18 protein-coding genes and 2 pseudogenes are annotated in these 22,005 nt (G+C 65.1%); 17 read left to right on the top strand and 3 right to left on the bottom strand.

Going from position 1 to position 22,005, the window contains the following annotated elements; all coding sequences use genetic code 11:
- Positions 1-3: 3 nt before the first annotated feature.
- From IE266_RS21405 to IE266_RS21425, 5 genes are all read left to right on the top strand, one after another.
- Complete coding sequence (locus IE266_RS21405) at positions 4-3,162, top strand: acetyl-CoA carboxylase family protein (RefSeq protein WP_189682172.1); 3,159 nt, start codon at positions 4-6, stop codon at positions 3,160-3,162.
- Positions 3,163-3,290: 128 nt separating this feature from the next.
- Entirely contained in the window at positions 3,291-4,928 is a 1,638-nt protein-coding gene (locus IE266_RS21410; protein WP_189682173.1) for a flavin-containing monooxygenase, read from the top strand.
- 139 nt (positions 4,929-5,067) lie between these two features.
- Positions 5,068-5,841, top strand: a complete 774-nt coding sequence (locus IE266_RS21415) for an enoyl-CoA hydratase (RefSeq protein ID WP_189682174.1) — start codon at positions 5,068-5,070, stop codon at positions 5,839-5,841.
- 18 nt (positions 5,842-5,859) lie between these two features.
- Positions 5,860-7,035 carry an acetyl-CoA C-acyltransferase family protein gene (locus tag IE266_RS21420; RefSeq protein WP_189682175.1) on the top strand — a complete coding sequence of 392 codons (1,176 nt, stop codon included), beginning with the start codon at positions 5,860-5,862 and terminating at the stop codon, positions 7,033-7,035.
- A gap of 21 nt (positions 7,036-7,056) precedes the next feature.
- Positions 7,057-7,818 carry an SDR family NAD(P)-dependent oxidoreductase gene (locus tag IE266_RS21425; protein ID WP_189682176.1) on the top strand — a complete coding sequence of 254 codons (762 nt, stop codon included), beginning with the start codon at positions 7,057-7,059 and terminating at the stop codon, positions 7,816-7,818.
- Between the two features lie 63 nt (positions 7,819-7,881).
- On the opposite strand, the gene IE266_RS21430 is transcribed toward IE266_RS21425, so the two are convergent.
- Positions 7,882-8,091, bottom strand: coding sequence for a P-loop NTPase family protein (locus IE266_RS21430; protein ID WP_189682177.1), 210 nt, complete (start codon positions 8,089-8,091; stop codon positions 7,882-7,884).
- 117 nt (positions 8,092-8,208) lie between these two features.
- Here IE266_RS21430 and IE266_RS26980 point away from each other — a divergent pair.
- The 3 genes and pseudogenes from IE266_RS26980 to IE266_RS21450 form a co-directional block, all read left to right on the top strand.
- Positions 8,209-9,017: pseudogene (locus IE266_RS26980) on the top strand (IS3 family transposase); the annotation flags it as partial.
- Positions 9,018-9,125: 108 nt separating this feature from the next.
- A pseudogene (locus tag IE266_RS21445) lies at positions 9,126-9,371 on the top strand (transposase); the annotation flags it as partial.
- A gap of 2 nt (positions 9,372-9,373) precedes the next feature.
- Complete coding sequence (locus IE266_RS21450; protein WP_229864374.1) at positions 9,374-9,634, top strand: CoA transferase; 261 nt, start codon at positions 9,374-9,376, stop codon at positions 9,632-9,634.
- Positions 9,635-9,663: 29 nt separating this feature from the next.
- Here IE266_RS21450 and IE266_RS21455 read toward each other — a convergent pair whose 3' ends face one another.
- Entirely contained in the window at positions 9,664-10,722 is a 1,059-nt protein-coding gene (locus IE266_RS21455; protein WP_189682181.1) for an MBL fold metallo-hydrolase, read from the bottom strand.
- Positions 10,723-11,030: 308 nt separating this feature from the next.
- Here IE266_RS21455 and IE266_RS21460 point away from each other — a divergent pair, with 308 nt between their 5' ends.
- From IE266_RS21460 to IE266_RS21495, 8 genes are all read left to right on the top strand, one after another.
- Positions 11,031-11,759 carry a FadR/GntR family transcriptional regulator gene (locus IE266_RS21460; RefSeq protein WP_189682182.1) on the top strand — a complete coding sequence of 243 codons (729 nt, stop codon included), beginning with the start codon at positions 11,031-11,033 and terminating at the stop codon, positions 11,757-11,759.
- Positions 11,760-11,763: 4 nt separating this feature from the next.
- Positions 11,764-12,504, top strand: a complete 741-nt coding sequence (locus tag IE266_RS21465; RefSeq protein ID WP_189682183.1) for an SDR family NAD(P)-dependent oxidoreductase — start codon at positions 11,764-11,766, stop codon at positions 12,502-12,504.
- A 225-nt stretch (positions 12,505-12,729) separates the two neighbouring features.
- Positions 12,730-13,899, top strand: coding sequence for a CaiB/BaiF CoA transferase family protein (locus IE266_RS21470; RefSeq protein ID WP_189682184.1), 1,170 nt, complete (start codon positions 12,730-12,732; stop codon positions 13,897-13,899).
- A complete protein-coding gene (locus IE266_RS21475) occupies positions 13,896-14,909 on the top strand; it encodes an NADPH:quinone oxidoreductase family protein (RefSeq protein WP_189682185.1) in 1,014 nt (337 codons plus the stop codon). Before IE266_RS21470 ends, IE266_RS21475 begins: the two co-directional genes overlap by 4 nt.
- Positions 14,910-15,023: 114 nt before the next feature.
- Positions 15,024-16,169, top strand: coding sequence for a C4-dicarboxylate TRAP transporter substrate-binding protein (locus IE266_RS21480; protein ID WP_189682186.1), 1,146 nt, complete (start codon positions 15,024-15,026; stop codon positions 16,167-16,169).
- 61 nt (positions 16,170-16,230) lie between these two features.
- On the top strand, positions 16,231-16,773 hold the full coding sequence (locus IE266_RS21485; RefSeq protein ID WP_189682187.1) for a TRAP transporter small permease: 543 nt from the start codon (positions 16,231-16,233) through the stop codon (positions 16,771-16,773).
- A complete protein-coding gene (locus IE266_RS21490) occupies positions 16,766-18,073 on the top strand; it encodes a TRAP transporter large permease (RefSeq protein WP_189682188.1) in 1,308 nt (435 codons plus the stop codon). Before IE266_RS21485 ends, IE266_RS21490 begins: the two co-directional genes overlap by 8 nt.
- A gap of 85 nt (positions 18,074-18,158) precedes the next feature.
- On the top strand, positions 18,159-19,208 hold the full coding sequence (locus IE266_RS21495; RefSeq protein ID WP_189682189.1) for an alcohol dehydrogenase: 1,050 nt from the start codon (positions 18,159-18,161) through the stop codon (positions 19,206-19,208).
- Between the two features lie 45 nt (positions 19,209-19,253).
- Here IE266_RS21495 and IE266_RS21500 read toward each other — a convergent pair whose 3' ends face one another.
- Positions 19,254-20,468, bottom strand: a complete 1,215-nt coding sequence (locus IE266_RS21500) for an acetyl-CoA hydrolase/transferase family protein (protein ID WP_189682190.1) — start codon at positions 20,466-20,468, stop codon at positions 19,254-19,256.
- 162 nt (positions 20,469-20,630) lie between these two features.
- On the opposite strand from IE266_RS21500, the gene IE266_RS21505 reads away from it, so the two are divergent.
- Complete coding sequence (locus IE266_RS21505) at positions 20,631-22,004, top strand: phosphotransferase family protein (protein ID WP_189682191.1); 1,374 nt, start codon at positions 20,631-20,633, stop codon at positions 22,002-22,004.
- The last annotated feature ends 1 nt before the right edge of the window (position 22,005 follow it).

Here is a 22,005-nt window from a genome sequence, read left to right on the forward strand (position 1 = left end):
CCGATGCCACGCAGACTGCTTGTCGCGAACCGAGGCGAGATTGCTTGCCGCATCATTCAGACCGCATCTCGGATGGGGATCGAATGCATCGCGGTCTATGCGACCGACGATGCAGTATCGGCCCACGTGGCGCTTGCCGACCGGGCGATTGACCTCGACGCGGAAGGGTCGGCGGCTTATCTGAATATCGACGCGCTGATCGCCGTCGCCCAGGAAACTGGCTGCGACGCAGTCCATCCCGGCTACGGCTTTCTAAGCGAGTCTTCGGCTTTCGTGACCCGCCTCGAAGCCGAGGGGATCGGGTTCGCCGGACCTCCTTCGGCGACAATTGCCCTGCTGGGCGACAAGGTGGCGGCGCGCAGGCTGGCCAGATCCGTCGATGTGCCTGTGATCGCAGGTCCGGAGGATCCGGTGACACTGGAGCAGGCGCGGGCCTTCTTCGCCTCCCTGCCTGACGGCTCCGCTGCGATGCTGAAAGCGGTCGCCGGCGGCGGCGGCAGGGGCATCAGGCCAGTCGAAACTGCGGACGCACTCGACAGGGCGTTCGCTGCCAGTGCATCGGAGGCGCTGTCGGCCTTCGGCGACAGCGCGCTGTTCATCGAGCGCATGGTCCGCAACGCCCGTCATGTGGAGGTGCAGGTCTTCGGCGACGGGTCGGGCGCCGTCATTCATATGTGGGACCGCGACTGTTCCGTGCAGAGGCGGAACCAGAAGCTGATCGAAATCGCCCCTGCCCCACATCTTCCCGACAAATTGCGGGCTGACATGCGGGCGGCAGCCCTCCGGATCGCCTCCGAGGTCCGGCTTCGAAGCCTGGCCACGGTTGAATTCCTGGTGGAGCCGAATGACGGTCGCTTCAGCTTCCTCGAAGTCAACCCGCGTATCCAGGTAGAGCATACGATCACCGAGGAGATCACGGGCCTCGATCTCGTGCAGCTCCAGCTTCTGGTGCTCGACGGGGCGTCGCTTGCCGATCTGGGGCTCGATGCGCCGTTGCCCACGCCCTCGGGTCATGCCATCCAGCTCCGCCTGAACGCCGAACGTGTGGGTCGGGACGGACAGGTCACCCCAACCACCGGTCGTATCCGATCGCTGCGCCCGCCGACCGGTCCCGGCCTACGTTTCGACACCGGCCTGCGCGAGGAGGACGAGGTCACCGGTCGATATGACAGCCTTCTGGCGAAACTGATCGTGCATGGACGCGGGTTGAACGCTGAGGCCAGCCTGGGCTTCGCCGCGCAGGCACTGGACGATTGCCGGATCGAGGGTATCGAAACAAACGCTCCGCTTCTCGCTGATCTTCTGCGTGCGCCCGAACTGGCCAACGGCACGCTCGACACTGGTTTCGTCGGTCGGCTGCTGGAGCAGATGGCATCCCGCAATACCGGCGAAGACATCGCTGCGCGAGATGTCGTGATCGCGCCGCTCTCCGGTCTAGTCAGCCGGGTGATGGTCGCGGAGGGCGATGTCGTCAGACCCGGCGATGAGATCGCGATCATCGAAGCGATGAAGATGGAGTATCCCGTGTCGGCGGGCGTCGGCGGCACTGTTGCAGGGCTTTCGGTCCGCGACGGGGACAAAGTAACGGCGGATGACCCGATTGCACGGATTGCCGCAAGCGACCGGATCGAATCTGCGGCGGCAATTCGCAGACCCCCGGAGGACCGTCAGGATCTGATCGAATGGCGGCAACGTCTGGCCCTGACCGAGGACGCCGCGCGGCCCGACGCCATGGCGCGCCGATTTGAGAATGGTGGCCGGACAGCGCGGGAGAATGTCGACGCCCTCTGCGCCCCCGGCAGTTTCCACGAGATCGGCGCATTGGCCGTCGCCGCGCAACGTACCCGGCGCGACATAGCCGAACTGCGGGAACGCATGCCCGCTGACGGACTGATCGCCGGGATCGGCGCCCTGCGCGGAACGGGACAGCGGATCGCCGCCTTCGCCTATGACGAGACCGTCGCGGCAGGAACGCAATCGTTGATGAACCACAAGAAGCTGCGACGCCTGCTGGACATCGCCGCCAGAGACGGGCTGCCGGTCGCGGGCTTCGTGGAAGGCGGCGGCGGTCGCCCCGGCGATGTCGACGACGCCACCCGTGCGACCGGTCTGGACATGACCGGCTTTCTCCAGTTCGCGCGGATCAGCGCACCGCGCGTCACCGTGGTGCATGGCCTGTGCTTCGCTGGCAATGCCGTGCTGGCCGGCACCTCGGACGTGGTGATCGCGACTCGCGAGGCATCGCTTGGCATGGCCGGTCCGGCGATGATCGACGCGGCCGGCATGGGAAATCCGGCGGCCCGTGATGTCGGGCCTGCCCGGATGCATGCGGAAACCGGTACCGTGGACCTTCTGGTTCCCGACGAAGCTGCCGCGACGCAGGCCGCACACAGCGTCATCGCCTGTCTCTCGGGCCTGCACATATCCGGAGAGGCGCCGGATCCCGTTCCGCTGCGGCAGGTCCTGCCCGCCGACCGACGGCGTGCCTATGACGTGTCACGGGTGCTCGACCTGATTGTGGATCTGGGCAGTCTCGTCGCTCTGGGCCAGACCTATGCATCTGCGATGACCACCGCCTTCGCCCGGATAGACGGACACGCCGTGGGGATCATCGCGAACAATCCCGCGTACGATGCGGGCGCGATCGGCGCCGCCGAAGCCCGCAAGGCCACCCGGTTTCTGCGCCTGTGCAACCGCTTCCGACTGCCGGTGCTGTCCCTCTGCGACACGCCTGGGTTCTCCGTCGGCACGCGCACCGAACGGACCGGACTGGTTCGGGCGTCCGGCGAAATGCTCAATGCGGCGGCGGAGCTTTCCGTGCCGCTGGTCGCCGTCGTGACCCGGCGGGCCTACGGACTGGGCGCGATGGCGATGACCGGCGGATCATTTCATGCGCCCTCCCTTACGCTGGCATGGCCCAGTGGCGAATTCGGCGGGATGGGACCAGAGGGCGCGGTCCGGCTCGGGTATCGCCGGGAACTGATGGCAGAAACCGACCCAGCCGCACGGCAGGCCCTGTTCGACCGGCTGCTGGCGGAGGTCTACGCCAACGGTAAAGCGCTTCGTGTGGCCGAGTCCCTCGAGCTGGATGCGATCATCGATCCCGCCGAAACACGGAGCTGGATTTCGGCGGCACTGTCGGGGAAACGTCTTCGTTCGTAGGCGACGTGGGGCAACAGCACATGGAATATTTCATCGATTTCCAGCCTACCGATCCACAAATATTCTTGCGTGAATAAAAAAGACATGATTGTATATATCCATGTTTCGTAGCGCCGGGGAGTCGCATGATGTCTGACGAAAAAAACGTTCCACAGTATGACGCAGTTGTCGTCGGCGGGGGCATAACCGGCATCTACCAGGTCCACCTTCTGGAGGAGGCGGGCCACACGGTTCTGGGCATTGAGGCCGGCGATGACGTGGGCGGGACCTGGTACTGGAACCGCTACCCGGGATGCAGGCTGGATACGGAAAGCTACGCCTACGGCTATTTCGCTATGAAGGGCATCATTCCCGAGTGGAACTGGGAAGAGCGGTTCGCGTCGCAGCCGGAGGTGCTGCGCTATGTGAACCGTGCCGCGGATGCAATGGATGTCCGGAGACTGTTCAGGTTCAAGACCACTGTAGTGGCGGCGCATTATTCAGATGCAGATGGCATCTGGTCGATCACGCTGAGCGGCGGAGAGGTTGTGACCTGTCGCTTCTTCATCTCGGCGACGGGCCCGTTGTCGGCGACGCGCATGCCCGACATTGCCGGGATCGAGACATATCAGGGTGAATCCTTTCACTCTTCGCGCTGGCCAACGGATTCTGAAGGGCACCCCGTCAACGTCGACTTTTCCGGCAAGAAAGTCGGTGTCATCGGCACGGGCGCGACCGGCGTCCAGATCATTCCCATTGCCGCCGAAACGGCGGCCGAGCTGTTCGTCTTCCAGCGGACCCCAAATTGGTGCACCCCCCTCGGAAACGAGAAGATCTCGGACCGGGAAATGGACCTCTTGCGCAACAGCTATCCCACAACCTTGGAATACGTGAAGTCGACCGATACCGCTTTCCCGTATCACCGCGACCCGCGCAAGGGGACGGATGTGTCCGCCGAGGAACGGCAGGCCCTGTTCGCGAAGCTTTATGACCAACCGGGGTACGGTATCTGGCTGAGCGGTTTCAGGGATCTTCTGGTAAGTGCCGAGTCCAACAAATACCTGGCAGATTTCGTCGCCGACAAGATCCGTCAACGGGTGAAGGACCCGGTCACCGCAGAGAAGCTCATTCCGACGGATCACCCGTTCGGCTCCAAGCGCGTGCCGATGGAGACGAACTATTACGAGACCTACAACAAGGACAATGTGCACCTAGTGGACATTCGCGAAGCGCCGATTCAGGAAATCACGCCTCGCGGCATACGGACCAGCGATGGAGAATACGATCTGGATGTCATCATCTTTGCAACAGGCTTCAACGCAGTGACCGGCGCTCTTGATCGCATTGACATCAGGGGCAAGAACGGCTTGCCGCTGAAGGAGGCCTGGGCTGATGGCCCCGTAACCTTCCTCGGCTTGCAGTCCAAGGGCTTCCCCAACTTTTTCACGCTCGTGGGTCCGCACAACGGATCGACGTTCTGCAATGTTGGTGTCTGTGGAGCCCTTCAGGGCGAATGGGTAACCCGCATGATCAGTTACATGAAGGCGCGCGGCCTGACGCGATCGGAACCGTCTGAAAAGGCGCAGGACAGCTGGACTGAGGAAGTATACCGCGACTTCTCGCGCACCTTGCTGGCAGAGGCCAACGCGTGGTGGGTAAAGGTGGTCGAGAAGCCGGATGGGTCCATCGAGCGCCGCTCGCTTGTCCATGTCGGCGGCGGTCCGGCATATCGTCAACGATCAGAGCAGGTTGCCTACCATGACTACAACGGCTTCGAACTGAGCTGATGTCCCTACCCTTGGGCGCTCGCCGTTTCGGGTGCACTGTTGATCCGGCGATGTCGGGCCGCACCGTCGCAAGTGCCGTGCGCAAGAGACTTAGAATGTCCTTCGTCCATTCTCCAATTCACGTCCTTTCGGAGCGTCCATGACCTACGAGACCATTCTGGCGGAGCACAGGGGCCGCGTATTGTTGATCACCCTGAATCGTCCTGAGGTATTGAACGCCCTCAACGCGACCATGGCTGGCGAGATCGTCGAAGCCTTGGTCGCGGCGGAAATCGATGACGCGATTGGCTGCATCGTGATCACCGGGTCGGACAAGGCCTTCGCAGCTGGCGCGGACATCAAGGAGATGCAGCCGAAGGGGTTCGCCGAGGTCTATGTGGCGGATCAGTTCGGCCTCTGGGACCGGGTGCCGATGCTGCGCAAGCCGGTGATCGCGGCGGTGTCGGGCTATGCGCTCGGCGGCGGATGCGAACTGGCGATGATGTGCGACTTCATCCTGTGTTCGGACACCGCGCGCTTCGGCCAGCCCGAGGTCAAGCTGGGGATCATGCCCGGCATGGGCGGCACTCAGCGCCTGACGCGCCTGGTCGGGCAGGCCAAGGCGATGGAAATGAACCTGACCGGGCGCATGATGACCGCCGAAGAGGCCGAACGTGCCGGCCTCGTCAGCCGTGTCGTTCCGTCAGCCGAACTGCTGGACGAGGCCTTGAAGGTGGCCGAAACCATCGCGGGCATGTCCCTACCCTCGACCATGTCGATCCGCGATGCCACCCGACGCAGCCAGGAAATTTCTCTGGCCGAAGGCGTCCGGTACGAACGGCGGCTTCTGCAGGCTCTGTTCGGCACTGATGACAAGGCCGAGGGCATGATCGCCTTTATCGAGAAGCGCAAACCCGTCTTCAAGCATCGCTGAACTGAACCCGAGGTTACCATGACCGACATCTTGCTACTGTCCGGCGCCCGGACCGCCATCGGAAGCTTCGGCGGCAGTTTGTCGTCGCTTCCGCCGTCGCGTCTCGGCGCCATCGTCGCCAAGGCTGCGATTGATCGGGCCGGACTCTCCGCCGACCGCATCGGAACCACGGTCTTCGGCAATGTCATCAATACCGAACCGCGCGACATGTACCTGTCGCGAATTGCCGCACTCGAAGCCGGAGTGCCCGACACCAGCCCCGCAATGAACGTGAACCGTCTTTGCGGCAGCGGCGTACAGGCCATCGTGTCCGCCGCCCAGATCCTGATTTCGGGCGAAGCGGAGTTTGCGCTGGCAGGCGGTGCCGAGTGCATGAGCCGGGCGCCCTATGCCCTCCCGCAGGTCCGCTTTGGACAGAAGATGGGGGATGCCGTCGCGACCGACATGCTGGTCGGCACGCTGACCTGTCCCTTCGGAACTGGTCACATGGGTGTCACAGCAGAAAACGTGGCGACCGAACAACAGATAAGCCGCACGGATCAGGATGCCTTTGCGCTGGAGAGCCAGAGCCGTGCGGGCCGCGCCATCGCGGAGGGACGGTTCAAGACAGAGATCGTGCCGGTCGAGATCGCCTCCAGACGCGGCACGGTTGTCTTCGATACCGATGAGCACCCCAAGGCGACGACGCCGGAGAAACTCGCGGCCCTGCCTCCAGCATTTGCGAGGGACGGATCTGTGACCGCCGGAAATGCCTCTGGCATCAACGACGGAGCGGCCGCGCTGGTACTTGCACGTGAAAGTGCAGTCACCGGCGACGGCCTGACACCCAAAGCCCGCATCGTCGGCTTCGCGACCGCCGGCGTCCGGCCTGATGTGATGGGCTACGGCCCCATTCCGGCAGTGACGCGGCTATGTGAACGTACCGGGCTCCGGACGGACGACTTTGACGTGATCGAGTCCAACGAAGCGTTCGCCGCGCAGGCGATTGCCGTCAATCGCGGCCTTTCGCTCGACCCGGAGAAGGTCAATCCGAACGGCGGCGCGATCGCGCTTGGTCATCCCGTCGGGGCAACCGGCGCCATCCTGATCGTGAAGGCGATGCATGAGCTCGACCGCATCGGCGGACGGCGGGCGCTAGTGACAATGTGCATCGGCGGTGGTCAGGGGATCGCCCTGGCACTCGAACGACTTTGACTCAGGAACGGGAAGACAGACATGGACATCAAGGGACTGGCAGCCATCGTGACCGGTGGCGGATCCGGACTGGGCGAAGCGACGTCAGAGGCTCTGGCCGCCGCAGGGGCAAAAGTTGCCATCCTTGACTTCAACCCTGAGGCCGCACGCGCCGTCGCGGAGCGCATCAACGGGATCGCCTGCCAATGTGACGTTTCCGACGAGGCCAGCGTCACGGCTGCACTGACTGCGGCAAGCGAAGCGCATGGCACGGCGCGCATCCTCGTGAATTGCGCCGGTGTCGCGCCGGCGCAGAAAATACTGGGGCGTGACGGCGCGATGCCGCTGGACGCCTACAGGCGCGTCATCGAGGTCAATCTCATCGGTACGTTCAACGTTCTGAAGCAGTTCGCCGCCGCCGCGACGACCGCAGAGGCGCTCTCGACGGGCGAACGCGGGGTCGTCGTGAACACGGCCTCCGTCGCCGCTTACGAAGGTCAGATCGGCCAGTCCGCCTACGCGTCTTCCAAGGCAGGCGTCGTCGGCCTCACGATCACCGCAGCGCGGGAGTTCGCGCGCGACGGGATCCGCGTCTGCACCATCGCTCCGGGCATTTTCGAAACGGCAATGCTGAAGGGCCTGCCCCAGCCGGCGCAGGACAGCCTGGGCCAGTCGGTTCCCTTCCCTTCGCGCCTCGGACGCCCGGCAGAATTCGCATCTCTCGTGCTTCACATCGTCGGCAACGAAATGCTGAACGGCGAAACCATCCGCCTGGATGGCGCGATCCGGCTGGCACCGCGGTAGATCCGGCGTCCCCTCCGCGCGGCCGCTCCGCGACCCGTCGCGCGGAGCGGCGCGGCAATTCGGTCAGGACACGCCGAGGTGCTTCTGCTTGACGTCCGGGTTGGCGTCGAAATCGTCCCAACTGCCGCTGAACACGATGTGGCCGCTGTCGATGACATAGACGATGTCCGTGCAGGCGCGAGAAAACCACACGTTTTGTTCGCACAGGATCAGGGTGCAGTCATTGTCGCGGCAGATGCGTTGGACGTCCTGCGCCAGCGCCTCGACGATCACTGGCGCGAGGCCTTCTGTCGGCTCATCCAGAAGCAGCAGCTTGGGGTTGGTGATTGACCTGAGACCCGTTTCTTCCTCCAGTTTGAAGTAGAGTCCGCTCCAACCAGGAGACGGACAATGAAGCGATCAAGGTTCACGGAAGAGCAGATCATCGGGATGCTGAAGGAGCAGGAGGCCGGCATGGCGACGGCCGATGTCTGCCGCAAACATGGGGTCAGCACGGCGACGTTCTACAAATACAAGGCGCGGTTCGGCGGGCTTGAGGTGTCTGATGCTCGACGGCTCAAGGCGCTCGAGGACGAGAACTCGAAGCTGAAGAAGCTGTTGGCGGAAGCCATGCTGGACATCGCGATCCTGAAGGATGTCGCGTCGCGAAAGTGGTAGCGCCCGGCGTCAGGCGGGAAGCGGTGGAGCACGTCGTGGCAGTCCACGGGGTGAGCCAGCGTCGGGCGTGCCAGGCACTGGCGGTGGACCGGTCGAGCGTGCGCTATCGCAGCGTGCGGCCAGACGATGCCGAGGCGAGGGCCGCGATGAAGGCCGTCGCGGCCGAGAGGCGGCGGTTCGGCTATCGCCGCATCCACGTGATGCTGGACCGGCAGGGGATTGTGATGAACCTGAAGAAGCTCAGGCGGCTCCATCGCGAGGAGAAGCTCCAGGTGCGCCGCCGGGGCGGCCGGAAGCGGGCCCTGGGAACGCGCAGGCCGATGCTCGTGCCGGATGCGCCGAACCAGCGTTGGAGCCTGGACTTCGTGAGCGATGCGCTGACGGATGGCCGCCGGTTCCGAGTTCTGGCGGTGGTCGACGACTACAGCCGGGAATGCCTGGCGCTGGTGGCGGACACCTCGCTCTCCGGCCTTCGCGTCGTGCGAGAGCTCGATGCGCTGATCACGCTGCGCGGCCGACCGGCGATGGTGGTCTCGAACAACGTCCTATGTTGGGAAGATTTTGCTGCTTAGGTCAGCAGGTCATGGGGCATCCGGTGTTCCGGGTGCCCTGATATGGTTGCCCAGACGGTCACCGCCGTCAAGAAGCGACAGCACCGGACCAAGTTGCACAGCACCAATCCCATCGAGCGGCTGAACAAAGAGGTGAAGCGCCGCGCCGACGTCGTCGGCATCTTCCCGAACGAGGCCTCGATCATGCGCCTGATCGGCGCGGTCCTCTTCGAGCAGAACGACGAATGGCAGACGGCCAGCCGCTACATGATGGTCGAGGCCTTCGCCCAGATCGACAAGGAGGAGATCGACCCCATTCTCAGCATCACAACGAAAGCCGCCTGATCATGCCCTCAGGCCATCCGGGAAATTACACCACCTTGACGGACGTGACCACGCTCTCCGAAGTGATGGAAGACGAGAACATGCACGCCCGCGGGTCGCTGCAATATCAGGACCACCCCGAGCTGGGCCGCATCGTCGTCCAGCACTCCCCCCTGCGCTACGACGGCACCCCGCTGGCCACGCTGGAGCCGAGCCACGAGCTGGGCGCGGATACGGACAGGGTGCTGGCGGAGGTTGCGCGCCGACGATCCCGGCCGAGCTAGACAAAAGACCTGCCTGCGTTCCGAGAAAGTCAGTCCCGGGTCAGCGTGCGATGCGCCAGAAGTCCGTCCTTCAGGACCGGCTGAAGTTCGCCGCGCCGGACCAGACGATTGACATGCGCCAGCGTCTCGGTGAAGGCAAAGCTCATCTGGTGCGCATCCAGCTTGCGGGTGAACAGCACCGGAACGAGGTCGGCCACGGTCTTCGGAGCATCCGAACAGGCCTTCCGGATCAGGTCGCACCTGTGCTCGTGATGCTCTTCCAGTTCGGCCGTGCGGGTGTGCAACCCCCTGAAGGGCCGCCGGTGGCCGGGCAGAACCAGCACATCGGCAGGAATGTCCTGCCGCAGCTGGCGGAGGCTGCGCAGGAAATGGCCGAGAGGATCGCCGTTCGGATCGGTCGCCGAGACGCTGACATTGGGCGAAATCCGCTCGAGCACCTGATCGGCGGCGAAAAGCAGGCCCTCTTCGTGACAGTAGAGCATCACCTGCTCGGCGGCGTGCCCCTCCCCGGTCAGCACGCGGAATTCGCGCCCGCCGATCATCAGGACGTCGGCCCGCACCAGCCGGTGGAAGGAGCGCGGCAGCGGATGGACCAGCTGAAGGTATTCGTTGCCCCGGATCGCCACGATCCCCGCCCCTTCGGCGGACATTCCGTGGCTGACGTAGAAATCGAAGAACTGCCGCGACCCGGTTTCGTTCGGTGCCAGAGAAATCAGACGGCTTTCGGTAAAGGCCGACAGGCTGGTAAGCAGCGGCGCCTCGAACTTCTCGCACAACCAGCCGGCCAGACCGATGTGATCGGGATGGACATGGGTCGCGACGACACGGGTGACCGGCGCACCTTTCAGCACGTCGCGCAGGACGATCTCCCAGATTGCGATGGCATCCTTGGTGTTGATGCCGGTGTCGATGACCGCCCAGCCATCGCCGTCGCGGATGAAGTAGACGTTCACATGATCCAGCAGGAACGGCAGCGGAAAGCGGACCCAGATGATGCCCTCTGCAATCTCGACCGGCTCTCCGAAGGCCGGGATGTCCTCGAATGGGAAGGTCAGCGGCGCGCGGGCGGCCTCTCTGGTGTCTGTCATCGTCTGTCCAGTCGCAGTCCGGATCGGCCCGAGGCATGTCCGGAGAATATTCGGATTGTGTTTCGCGCCCTTCGCGCCGGGAAGTCCCGCCGATGCGGTCCCGGACGAGTGTTAGTGAATGACCGGTCCAGGGGCAACTGGGATGCGTCCCAGGTCCGTACGGTCTGCATCCCGTGGCGAAGGTCGCCGATCGTCAACCCCTGCGGCACACCTGCCGCACAAACCCGAAAAAGTCGCGACCGTTGACACCCGGTCCGAATAATCCGGTATAGGCAAGGCGTGGCAGGCAACCGAAGGGCGTGCGGGACATGCTGGAAATCAAACCGGTCCAGACCGAAAAGCTGTTCGAGGTTCTGGCCGCCCAACTGCGCGACGAGATCATGGCGGGAGAGTTCACTTCGGGCGACCTGCTGAGCGAGAAGTACCTGATGGAGCGGTCGCAGCTCAGCCGCGGGTCCGTCCGCGATGCCCTCCGGGTGCTCGAGGCGCAGGGTCTGGTCGAAACCCGCCGCGGCCGCAACGGCGGCAGCTTTGTGGTCGAATCCGGCGTGCAGACCATCGTGCAGTCGCTGGACGCCTATCTGCGGAACGGCAATCCGCCGCTGCGCGCGATCATGGACACGGTCGAACTTCTTGAGCCCGGACTGGCGCGGCTGGCCGCCCAGAACCGGACGCCCGAGGATATCGACGCGATGCGCGACGCGATTCAGAGCATGGCGGACACCGACGACCGGACGGAATTTGTCCGGCGGAACTCCGACTGGCACATCGCCATGGCCCGGGCTGCCCACAACCCGATCCTGATGGCGGTCTACCAGCCGATCGGATCCACCCTTCTGCATCCGCACACAAACGATTTCCTCGATGCCGACATGCGTGCGGTGGTCGTGGCCGCCGCCCGGCGGATTCTGGACGCGATCGCCGATGGCGATGCGACGCTGGCCTTCAGCCGCATGCAGAAGCACGTCGACGCCTACCACGCCATTCGCAACGAACTGGACGCGGCGGCATCCGCCACGGATCCGACAGAGGGATGACGCCATGACCAGACTTCACGGAAAGATCGCCCTTGTCACCGGCGGTGGATCGGGCATCGGCGCGGCCTGCGTCGCACGCTTCCTTGCCGAAGGGGCCTGCGTCGTCTCGACCGACGTGACAGAGCAGTCCGGCCTGGCCTCCCCGACCTTCCTGCCGCTTGTCCATGACGTGACCGATCCGGCATCCTGGCAGGACGTGATCGCCCGGACGACCGAGGTCTTCGGCCGGCTCGACATCCTCGTGAACAACGCGGGCGTTTCCATGCGGACGCCCGCGACGATCATGGATACCGATTTCGCGGACTGGCGCCGGATCATCGACGTCAATCTCGACGGCGTCTTCCTGGGACTGAAGTACGGGATGCGGGCGATGGCCCCGACCGGCGGCGCGATCGTGAACATGGGGTCGATCCACAGCTTCGTCGCCATTCCCAAGGCCGCCGGCTACTGCGCCTCCAAGGGCGGGGTCCTGCTGCTCACGCGGACCGCGGCGCTGGAAGGCGCGGCGATGACGCCGCCGGTCCGGGTCAATTCGGTCCATCCCGGCTATGTCCGGACACCGCTCGTGGACCACAGGGCCGACACCGTTGAGGGCTGGCTGCCCGCGATCGAGGCCAAGATTCCCGCCCGGCGCCTTGCCCGGCCCGAGGAAATCGCCGTCGCGGTCCTGAACCTCGTGACGGACGACGCGGCCTACATGACCGGCTCTGCCGTCACCATCGACGGCGGCTACACCATCCTCTAGCGCCTCTGCACCCCGCCTCTGCACCCGGACCGCACGTCCGCGGCCCCGTCCGGCTGCGCGCTCCGACGAAGAGAAATGGATCCGGCCAACCTAATTATCGAATGATTTGATCTTTTATTGACTCGGGAAATCCGGTGCCGCTATCCTGTCGCCGGAGGGGGCGGACTCCCTGCGGTGCGGCCGGTACAGGCTGCCCTCGCGGCTCCGCCTCAAGGGAGGAAAATCATGGCCGGGGATCCGGCGGGCCCGCTGGACGGGTTCCGCGTCATCGAATTCTGTTCGACCCTTTCGGGTCCCTTCGCGACGATGCTCCTCGCCGATCAGGGTGCGGACGTGATCAAGGTCGAGACGCCGCAGGGAGACCAGTCCCGCCAGATCGGCAACCGGCGCGACGGGGTCGCCGACATCGCGACGCTCTTCGTGAACATCAACCGCAACAAGCGGTCCGTCGTGCTGAACCTCAAGGATCCGGACGACGCCCGCACCGCCCGCGCCCTGGCCGAAACGGCGGATGTCGTCGTGCAGAACTTCCGTCCCGGCGTGATGGAGCGGATGGGCCTTGGCTATGACGACCTGAGCGCGGCGAACGACCAGCTGATCTATGTCTCGATCAGCGGTCTGGGCGACCATCCGACGGTCCGGGGGCGTCGTGTCTACGACATCGTCTCGCAGGGACTGGCGGGCTTCTGTTCCGTCCAGGCCGACCGCGAGACCGGAGAGCCGCGGACCGTCCAGACCGCCATCACCGACAAGATCGCCTCCATGGTGGTCTGGCAGGGGGTGACGGCGGCGCTACTGCACCGCCTCCGCCGGGGCAAGGGCCAGCACATCAAGGTCAACATGCTCAGTGCCGCGCTGTCGTTCCTCTGGCCCGAGGCGATGCCGGGCGCGACCTTCACCGGGCCGGGCGTCCAGGCCGGCGGCACCCTCTCGGGCGTGCAGTATGTCTTCGCGACGCGCGACGGCCACATCCTCGTGGGGCACGTCTCGAACGAGGAATTCGCCGGGTGCTGCCGTGCCCTCGGGCTGGATGCGCTGATCACCGACCCGCGGTTCGACGCCATCGGCGGCCGTTTCCGCAATGCCGCCGCGCTCAACAAGCTCTTCGCCGACGCGCTGGCCCGGGACACCAGTGCCCATTGGCTGGAGCTGCTGGAGGCCGAGGACACCGTCTTCGCCCCGATCAATTCCGCCGCCACCATCGCGGACGATGCGATCATCCGGGCCGCCGGGGTTCTGGCGGACCATCACGACCCGGTCTACGGATCCTTCCGCCAGCCCGTGCATCCGGTGGACTTCGGGGCCTCTCCCGCACGGCATCGCCGCAACGCCCCGCTGCTCGGGGAGCACACGGCAGAGGTGCTCGCCGAACTCGCCGACAGGACCCGGACATGAAGGCCTGGGTCTGCCGCGAATACCGCGCCCCCTACGTCATGGCGATCGAGGACATGCCCGTGCCGCTGCCCGGCCCCGGCGAGGTCCAGATCCGCGTGGCGGCCGCCGGCCTCGCCTTCGGAGAGACGCTGGTCCTCAACGGCAGCTACCAGAAGACGCCGCCCCTGCCCTACATCCCGGTCAGCGAGATGTCGGGCGTGATCACGGCCGTCGGCGACGGGGTGGAACACCTGTCCGTCGGCGACCGGGTCTCCGCCTTTTCCTTCGACCTCGCCGGAGGCGGGCTGGCGGAATATGCCGTGATGCCGGCCCAGTTCGTCTTTGCGGTGCCCCGCGGCATGACGCTGGTCGAGGCCGCTGCCTATCCGATGAACGCCTGGACCGCGTGGAACGCCTTGGGCAGCCGCGGCCGGTTGCAGCCCGGAGAGGTGCTGGTGGTGCATGGCGCGACCGGCGGCGTCGGGCAGGCCGCGGTCCAGATCGGCAAGCACCTCGGCGCCACGGTGATCGCGACGGGCCACGATGCCAGACGGCTTGCGACGCTGACAGGGTCGGGGCCGCATCACCTGATTGCCGATCACGTGATCGACCTCGGCACCGAGAGCCTGCGCGACCGGGTCAAGGCATTGACCGGCGGGCGTGGCGCGGACGTGTTCCTCGACCCGGTCGGCGGACAGGTCTTCGACGACTCGCTGCGGTGCATCGCGCCGGGCGGTCGGGTGCTGGTCGTCGGCTTCACCTCTGGCACACCTTCTGCACCGCGCACCAACGTGATGCTGGTCAAGATGATCGCGGTCATCGGGGTCGAGGCGCGGCTGGCCATCGAAACCACCGGCGGACGCGGCCGCGAGGAGTTCGACCGGATGCTCGCGGCCTACGCCGACGGGCGGCTGAAGGCACAGGTCGGTCGCACCTACGGGTTCGAAGACGCCCTTCAGGGATACGACGACATCCTCGCGCGCAGACATGTCGGGAAGAGCGTACTCATCGTTAACCCGGAATTAACGTAACTTAGCTAACTATCCACCTTTGCGATATGCAAATGGTATGATATTAACCCGTCGAACTACGACAGTCTCTGCTAAGGAGCACCGGCCACGTCCGGATCAACAAGGAAGGAAGACATGAAGACGTTCACATCTTATCTGACGGCAGCGACACTGGCCGCAACCGTGGCGCTGCCCGGTGCGGCATCGGCCAAGGACCTGCGCATCGCGCTTGGCCTGCCCGACATCTATGCCGCCTACGAACCGCTGGTCGCCTTCGGCAAGACGCTGGAGACAGAGCTTCAGCTGCCCGCGAAGGTCTATGCCATGTCGCTCCTGACGCTGGCCGAAACTGCGGGCGGCGTCCGCGACGGCCTGACCGACATCGGCTTTGTCGTGTTCCCCTATCACCCGGTCGAATTCTCGGAAGTGAACCTGCCGGCCAACCTGTCGATGCTGGCGACGGTCGGCGCGCCGAACGCCAACCCCGGCGCGGCCATGGCGGGGGCGATGATGGAATACACCCTGCTGAACTGCCCGGACTGCCTGACCCAGATGAAGGCGAACAACCAGGTCTACCTCTCTGGGACCTCGACGCCGCCCTACCGGCTGCTCTGCTCAAAGCCGATCGTCACGGCTGACAACGTCACGGGCGCGCGCCTGCGCGCCGGTGCCGCGAACTATGCCCGCTGGACCGATGCCCTTGGCGGGTCCGCGGTGACCGTACCGGGCAACGAAACCTACGACGCGATGAGCCAGGGCGTGGTCGACTGCACGATGAGCCCCCTCGGCGACCTGATCGGCGGGCGCTACATCGACGTGACCAAGAACATCAACCTCGGCGCACCGGGCGGGGTCTTCATGGGCCTCGGCGCGGCGAACGTGAACCGCGACGTCTGGCAGGGCCTGAGCGCCGAACAGCGCGCGGGGATGCTCAAGGCGGCGATGACGCTCAGCGCCGACGCGGTCTTCGCCTATCTCGAGGATGACGCAGAAGGCATGGCGGCCGCCAAGGAGAAGGGTGTCGAGATCGCCGAGGGCGACGAGAGCCTTCTGAAGGCCACCGCGGACTTCGTCGAAAAGGACGTCGCCACCGTGGCCGCGCAGTTCACCGACCAGTTCAAGGTGCAGAACGTCGACCAGAAGATCGAGACGTTCCGCGGCCTCGTGGACAAGTGGAAGGGCCTGACCGCCGACATCGGCGAGGACAAGGCCAAGCTTGCGGATCTCTACTGGACCGAGATCGGCTCCAAGGTGGATGCCGCAACGCTCGGGATGGACTGACCCTGCCCGACTGACCATCGGCGCCCGGATTCGCGGCCGGGCGCCCTATCGGAGTCCCGCGATGACCCTTCTCAAGCGCATCCTCGATGCGGCCACCAACGTGACGGCCGTGATCGCCGGCCTCTGCATCGTCGTGATGATGGGGCACGTGACGCTCGACGTCGTGCTCAGGTCGTTCTTCGGCCGGCCGATGACCGGCACCATCGTGTTCGTCGCGAACTACTACATGGTGTTCCTCGTCTGCCTGCCCCTCGCCTTCGTGGAACGGTTCGACAGCCACATCTCGGTCGAGGTGCTGACGGAACGCTTCCCGGCCCGCGTCAAGCATCACCTCTACGGCTGGACCTACCCCGTGACCGCCCTGATCTTTGCCGTGATCGGCTACGCCACCTGGACCGAGGCGATGTCGAAATTCGCAATCCGGACCTTCATGATCGAGAAGGACATGGCGATCTCGATCTGGTTCGGCTACTTCGCCCTGCCCTTCGGCTATGCGCTGCTGTCGCTCTACGTGCTACTCAAGTTCGTGGCCTATCTCGCGGGTCAGCCGCTGACACCGGAACGGCTTCCCGGCTCCGAAGACCTGGCGGTGGCCCATGAGTGATCCGCAGCTCGGCGTACTTCTGATCGGTGTCCTTCTGGTGCTGATCGCCCTGCGCGTGCCGATCGGCGCGGCGCTGGTGGCGGTGCCCTTCGTCGGCATCTGGCTGCTCTTCGGGTGGCGCCCGGCCATCGGCGCGCTGAAGGTCATCCCGTACAATTTCGCCGCCAGCTGGCAGCTGAGTTCCGTGCCGATGTTCCTGATGATGGGCTTTCTGGCCTATCACACCGGGATCACGCGCGGGCTGTTCAACGCCGCGCGCATGTGGCTGGCCCGGTTGCCCGGCGGGCTGGCGGTGGCCAGCATCTTCGGCGCGGCGGGTTTCGCGTCGGTCACCGGATCGTCGGTCGCCTGTGCCGCCGCCATGGGCCGCATCGCGGTGCCCGAGATGACGCGGCAGGGCTACGACGACAGGCTGGCGACCGGCACCGTGGCCGCAGCCGGTACGATCGGGGCGCTTATACCGCCGTCGATCCTGCTGATCATCTACGGCATCATCGCACAGGTCCCGATCAGCCCGCTTTTCGTCGGCGCGGTCGGTGCGGGGCTGCTGACGACCGTTTCCTACGTCCTCGTCGTGACGATCTGGGCCACGGTCAACCCCGCCATCGCGCCCCGGGTGGAGGAGCATTATTCCTGGCCGGACCGGCTCCGCGTCCTCATCAGCGTGGGGCCGATCCTCCTGCTGGCCCTGCTGGTGTTCGGAGGCCTCTTCGCCGGCATCTTCACTCCGACGGAGGCCGGAGCCGTCGGCGCGGTGCTCTGCACGCTGATAGCGCTCTTCAACCGGGCACTGACCTGGGACCGGTTCAGGGTGTCCCTGATCGAGACGTTCACGACCACCGCCGCCATCTTCGTCATAGCCATCGGCGCCAACCTTCTGGGCCGTTTCGTGACACTAACGGGCGCGGACGACTACATCGCGGCGGGCGTGCTGGGACTGGCCTCCAACACCGCTTTCCTGCTGGCGGGCATTGTCCTGCTCTATCTGGTGCTGGGCATGTTCCTCGATCCGCTCGGGGCGATGCTGCTGACGCTGCCGATCCTGTTGCCGGTCGCGCGCGAGGTCGGGTTCGACCTGCTGTGGTTCGGCGTGATCCTCGCCAAACTGCTCGAGATCGGAATGATCACCCCGCCGATCGGGCTGAATGTCTTCGTCATCAAGAACGTGGTCGGCGACAGGATCGGCGTCGGGCGGATCTTTCAGGGGGTCACGTACTTCCTCCTGGCGGATTTTGTCGTGGTCGTCCTGCTCATGGCGTTTCCTGCAATCGTGCTGTTCCTGCCCGGTCTGGTGGAATGACGCGGTTTCGGACTTGAACCTTTTCGGGACCGATGTTTGAATTGGTCTGATGTTTAGATAATTTCTGTCCTGTGAGGAGGATATCATGGAACTGTGGGCAATCGTGGAGCCGGGCAAACCGCTTCAGAAAATTCACGAAGAGGACCCCGTGCCCGCGGGGTCCGAAGTGCTTGTCCGCGTGACCCATTGCGGGGTCTGCCATTCCGACCTGCACCTGTGGAAGGGCGAATACGACCTCGGCGGCGGCAAGAAGCTGAACATTCTGGAGCGCGGCGTGTCCCTGCCCCGCGCGCCGGGTCACGAGGTGCTGGGCGAAGTGGTCGCGGTCGGCCCGGACGCCGAGGGCGTCAAGGTCGGCGACACGCGGGTGATCTATCCGTGGATGGGCTGCGGCGAATGTGCCGTCTGCAAGCGCGGCGACGAGAACATGTGCGACAAGCCGCATGCGGTCGGGGTGATCCATCACGGCGGCTTCGGCTCCCACGTCCTGCTGCCGCATCCGCGCTATCTGTTCGACTACGGCAATGTCGATCCGGCGGTCGCGGTCACGTTCGCCTGCTCGGGCATCACGGTCTATTCCGCGATTGCCAAGATGGGTGACATGCCGAAGGATTCGATGATCCTGCTGATCGGCGCGGGCGGGCTTGGCTTTGCCGCGCTGACCATGCTTCAGGCCTTGGGCTACAGCAACATCATCATGTCCGACATCTCGGAATCCAAGCGCGACGCGGCGCTCGAGGCCGGCGCCATCGGCTTTGTCCTGTCGGGCCCGGACATGATCGACGAGGTGCACAAGATCGCCGGCGGGGCGCCGGCGGCCTGCATCGACCTCGTCAATAACGGCAAGACCACGCAGGTCGGCCTCGACGTGCTGGGTCGGGGCGGAAAGCTTGTTCTGGTCGGTGTCGGCGGGGGCGAGATTCCATTGTCCACGGCCGGGATGATCTTCAAGCCGCGCCAGATCATCGGATCGGCGACCGGCAGCCTCCATGACCTAGCGGCGGTGATCAAGCTGGCCAATGACGGCAAGCTGCCTCCGGTGCCTGTGAACCGGATGCCGAAGGACCAGGCGAACGAGGCGATCGACAAGCTGGAGCACGGCCAAGTCACCGGCCGGATCATCCTGACGTCCTGACCTGCGGTTGCCGTTCCGACCGGCGGCGCGTTCGCGCTGCCGGTCTCAGGCCCGGGCCATCTCCTCCCAGGCGGCGGCAAGGGCGGGACGGTGGTCCGGCGCGGCAATGGCGATCAGCCGGTCCGCCCGCTCCTCGGGACCGAGACCGCGCAGATCGGCGCTGCCATGCTCCGTCACCACGACGTCGATGTCATGGCGCGGCAGCGAGGCCGGGACCGAAAGCCTTGGCACGATGCGCGACACGGTGCCCTTGCGCAGATCGGACGGCAGCCCGACGACGCTGATCCCGCGCGGATCAAGCGAAGCCGCACGGGAAAAATCCGCCGCCCCGCCCACGCTGCTGACCCGACGTGTTCCGGCATGTTCGAGGTTGGCCTGGCCGAACAGATCGACCTCGAGCGCGCCGTTCACCGCGACCAGCCCGTCGGACCGATAGAGGCGCCCCGGATCATGTGTCACGTCGCAGCCGAGAACCGCAAAACCGCTGCGCTTGCGCATCCAGTCGTAATGTGCCGAAGACCCGACGTGAACGCAGCTCATGTGCATCCAGTCCGGGTCCAGTGCGTCCGCCTCGTGCAGCGCCCGCACGGAATCCGATATCATGCCGGATTGCATCCGCAACCCGCGCCGGTCGGTGAGCGCCATGAGCAGGGCATCGGGCACGCGCCCCAGCCCGACCTGGAGCGCCGCGCCGTCGGTGATGAAGGCCGCGATATGGCCGGCGATCGCCCGGGCCTGCGCGTCCGGAGCGCCCGGCAGGTATTCAGGCAGCGGATGATCGATGTCGAACACCGCCTCCGCCTGGTCGAGGTCCAGCGTGGCCGCGTCGGGAACATGCGGAACCGCAGGGTTCACAACGGCCAGTATCCGGCGGCTGCGTGTCATGCCGACAGGTGCGAATTCGGCCGCGCAACCCAGGCTCGCCACCCTGCCCCGTGCGGGCGGCGCAACCTGGACGATGCAGGTGTCGAAGGTCTGCGACGCAAGCCAGGAAAGGTAGCCCCCGTAAGACAGCGGCATCGCCCGAGACGCCGGAAGGCCCGGAACGGGAAAGGCGTTGGTGAGCCGGCTTTCATCCGGCAGCGCGGCGGGCAGGTCGTTCACCCCCGGCACCAGGCTCGAGGTCAGATGCAGCGGCGGCAGGTCACCCGACGCGAAGGCGTCGAGGAACGGCAGGACGGCCCCGGTCGACCCGATCATGAAGACCCGTTCGCCGGGTCGGAAACCGGAAATCAACCGCGCCGTCTCTGAACGTGCCATGGTGTCAGGCCTCCTGCTCCCGTCGCGCATGCAAGCGGCCGGGCGATAAATTCGTAGACCTTAATAAAAGGTCTGATAAATAGTTGCAAATGAATTTCGCCCGACATACGGTTTGGCCAGAACCATTGCCCAGAGAGAGAAGTGACTCGCGTGCACACAGACTTGACGGTCATACCTCAGGGAGACGGATCCCGGCACGACGCATCCGAGGCAGAACTGCGGGAGTGGGTGGAAGCCTGTTTTGGCACATCCGTTCGCGACTGGATGCAGATTTCCGGAGGCAACCGTTGCCGGTCCTGGCTGATCGGGTTGGAGCCCGGCCATGATGTGCCGCACACCGTCTATCTGCGCTATCAGCCACCCCGCGAACCTTCGGCCGAACCCTATACAGTATGGCGCGAAGCCTTGATCTACAGGGCTCTGGAGGCGACGGACGTGCGTGCACCGCGGCTGCTTGCGGTCCACAGGAGCTATCAGGCGATCATCACCACGGCGGCCGAAGGACGCGCCGACTACCGGCGACTCACCGATCCGGACGAGAAGGCCGCCATCGCAGAGGATTTCGCGAAGGCTCTGGCAGAGTTGCACCGGCACCCGTTCGCGGATCTGGGCGGCACCGATTTCCCCGCCCCCGCGACCATCCGCGGCTGTGTGCTGGACGAAATCCGCACCTGGCAGGCGATGTATCAGGAAACCGGTCGCGAGGACGCGCTGATCGACCTTGCGCTAAAATGGTTGACCACTAACCTACCCGATCCCGAGGACCCCCCCGTGCTGGTGCACGGCGATGCGGGACCCGGCAACTTTCTGTTCAAGGACGGTCACATGACCGGCCTCGTCGACTGGGAACTCGCCCATCCCGGCGACCCGGTCGAAGACCTCGCCTGGTTCTGCATGCGCAGCGTGATGGAGCCGGTGCCGGACTTTGCCGCCGCACTCGCTGCATACGAGGCCGCCTCCGGCCGCACCATCGACCGCGAACGGCTGCTGTATCACCGCGTCTTCGTGTCTCTGCGGGTCGTCGTGATCCGACACCGCAACGTGACGGGCCTGCCGGGAAATTCCATCGTGTCGCGATCGCTGAACCGGAGGCTGCTGGTCGATGCACTGGCGGCGGCTCAGGGCATCGACCTCCCGGTGGTCGATGAGATCCCGGTTGAGGCCACAGACCGGACCGAATACTACGACGACATCGTGACCGACCTGCTGACGCTGTCCGACGGCCATCCGGGAAAGGTCACCGACTTTGCGAAGAACACTGCAAAGGTCATCAAGTACCTTCGCCAGTACGACATGATCGGACGCGAGACGGAAATCCGGAAGAAGCGGCTGATCGAGGATCTCCTCGGTGCGCGCTTCGACACGCTGCGCGAGGCCCGGGCGCGTCTGTCCCAGGGCATCCGTGACGACAGCATTCCCTTCGCGCCCGCGCTCGCACTGTTCGCGGCGCTTGTCCGCTACGAAGCCCAGCTTGCCGCGCCCTCCTCGGGGCGGATGGCCGAGCGGGGCTTTCCCCCCATTGCCAAGGAGACCTGAC

It is taken from the genome of Seohaeicola zhoushanensis (genome assembly GCF_014656415.1).
GTDB lineage: Bacteria > Pseudomonadota > Alphaproteobacteria > Rhodobacterales > Rhodobacteraceae > Seohaeicola_A > Seohaeicola_A zhoushanensis.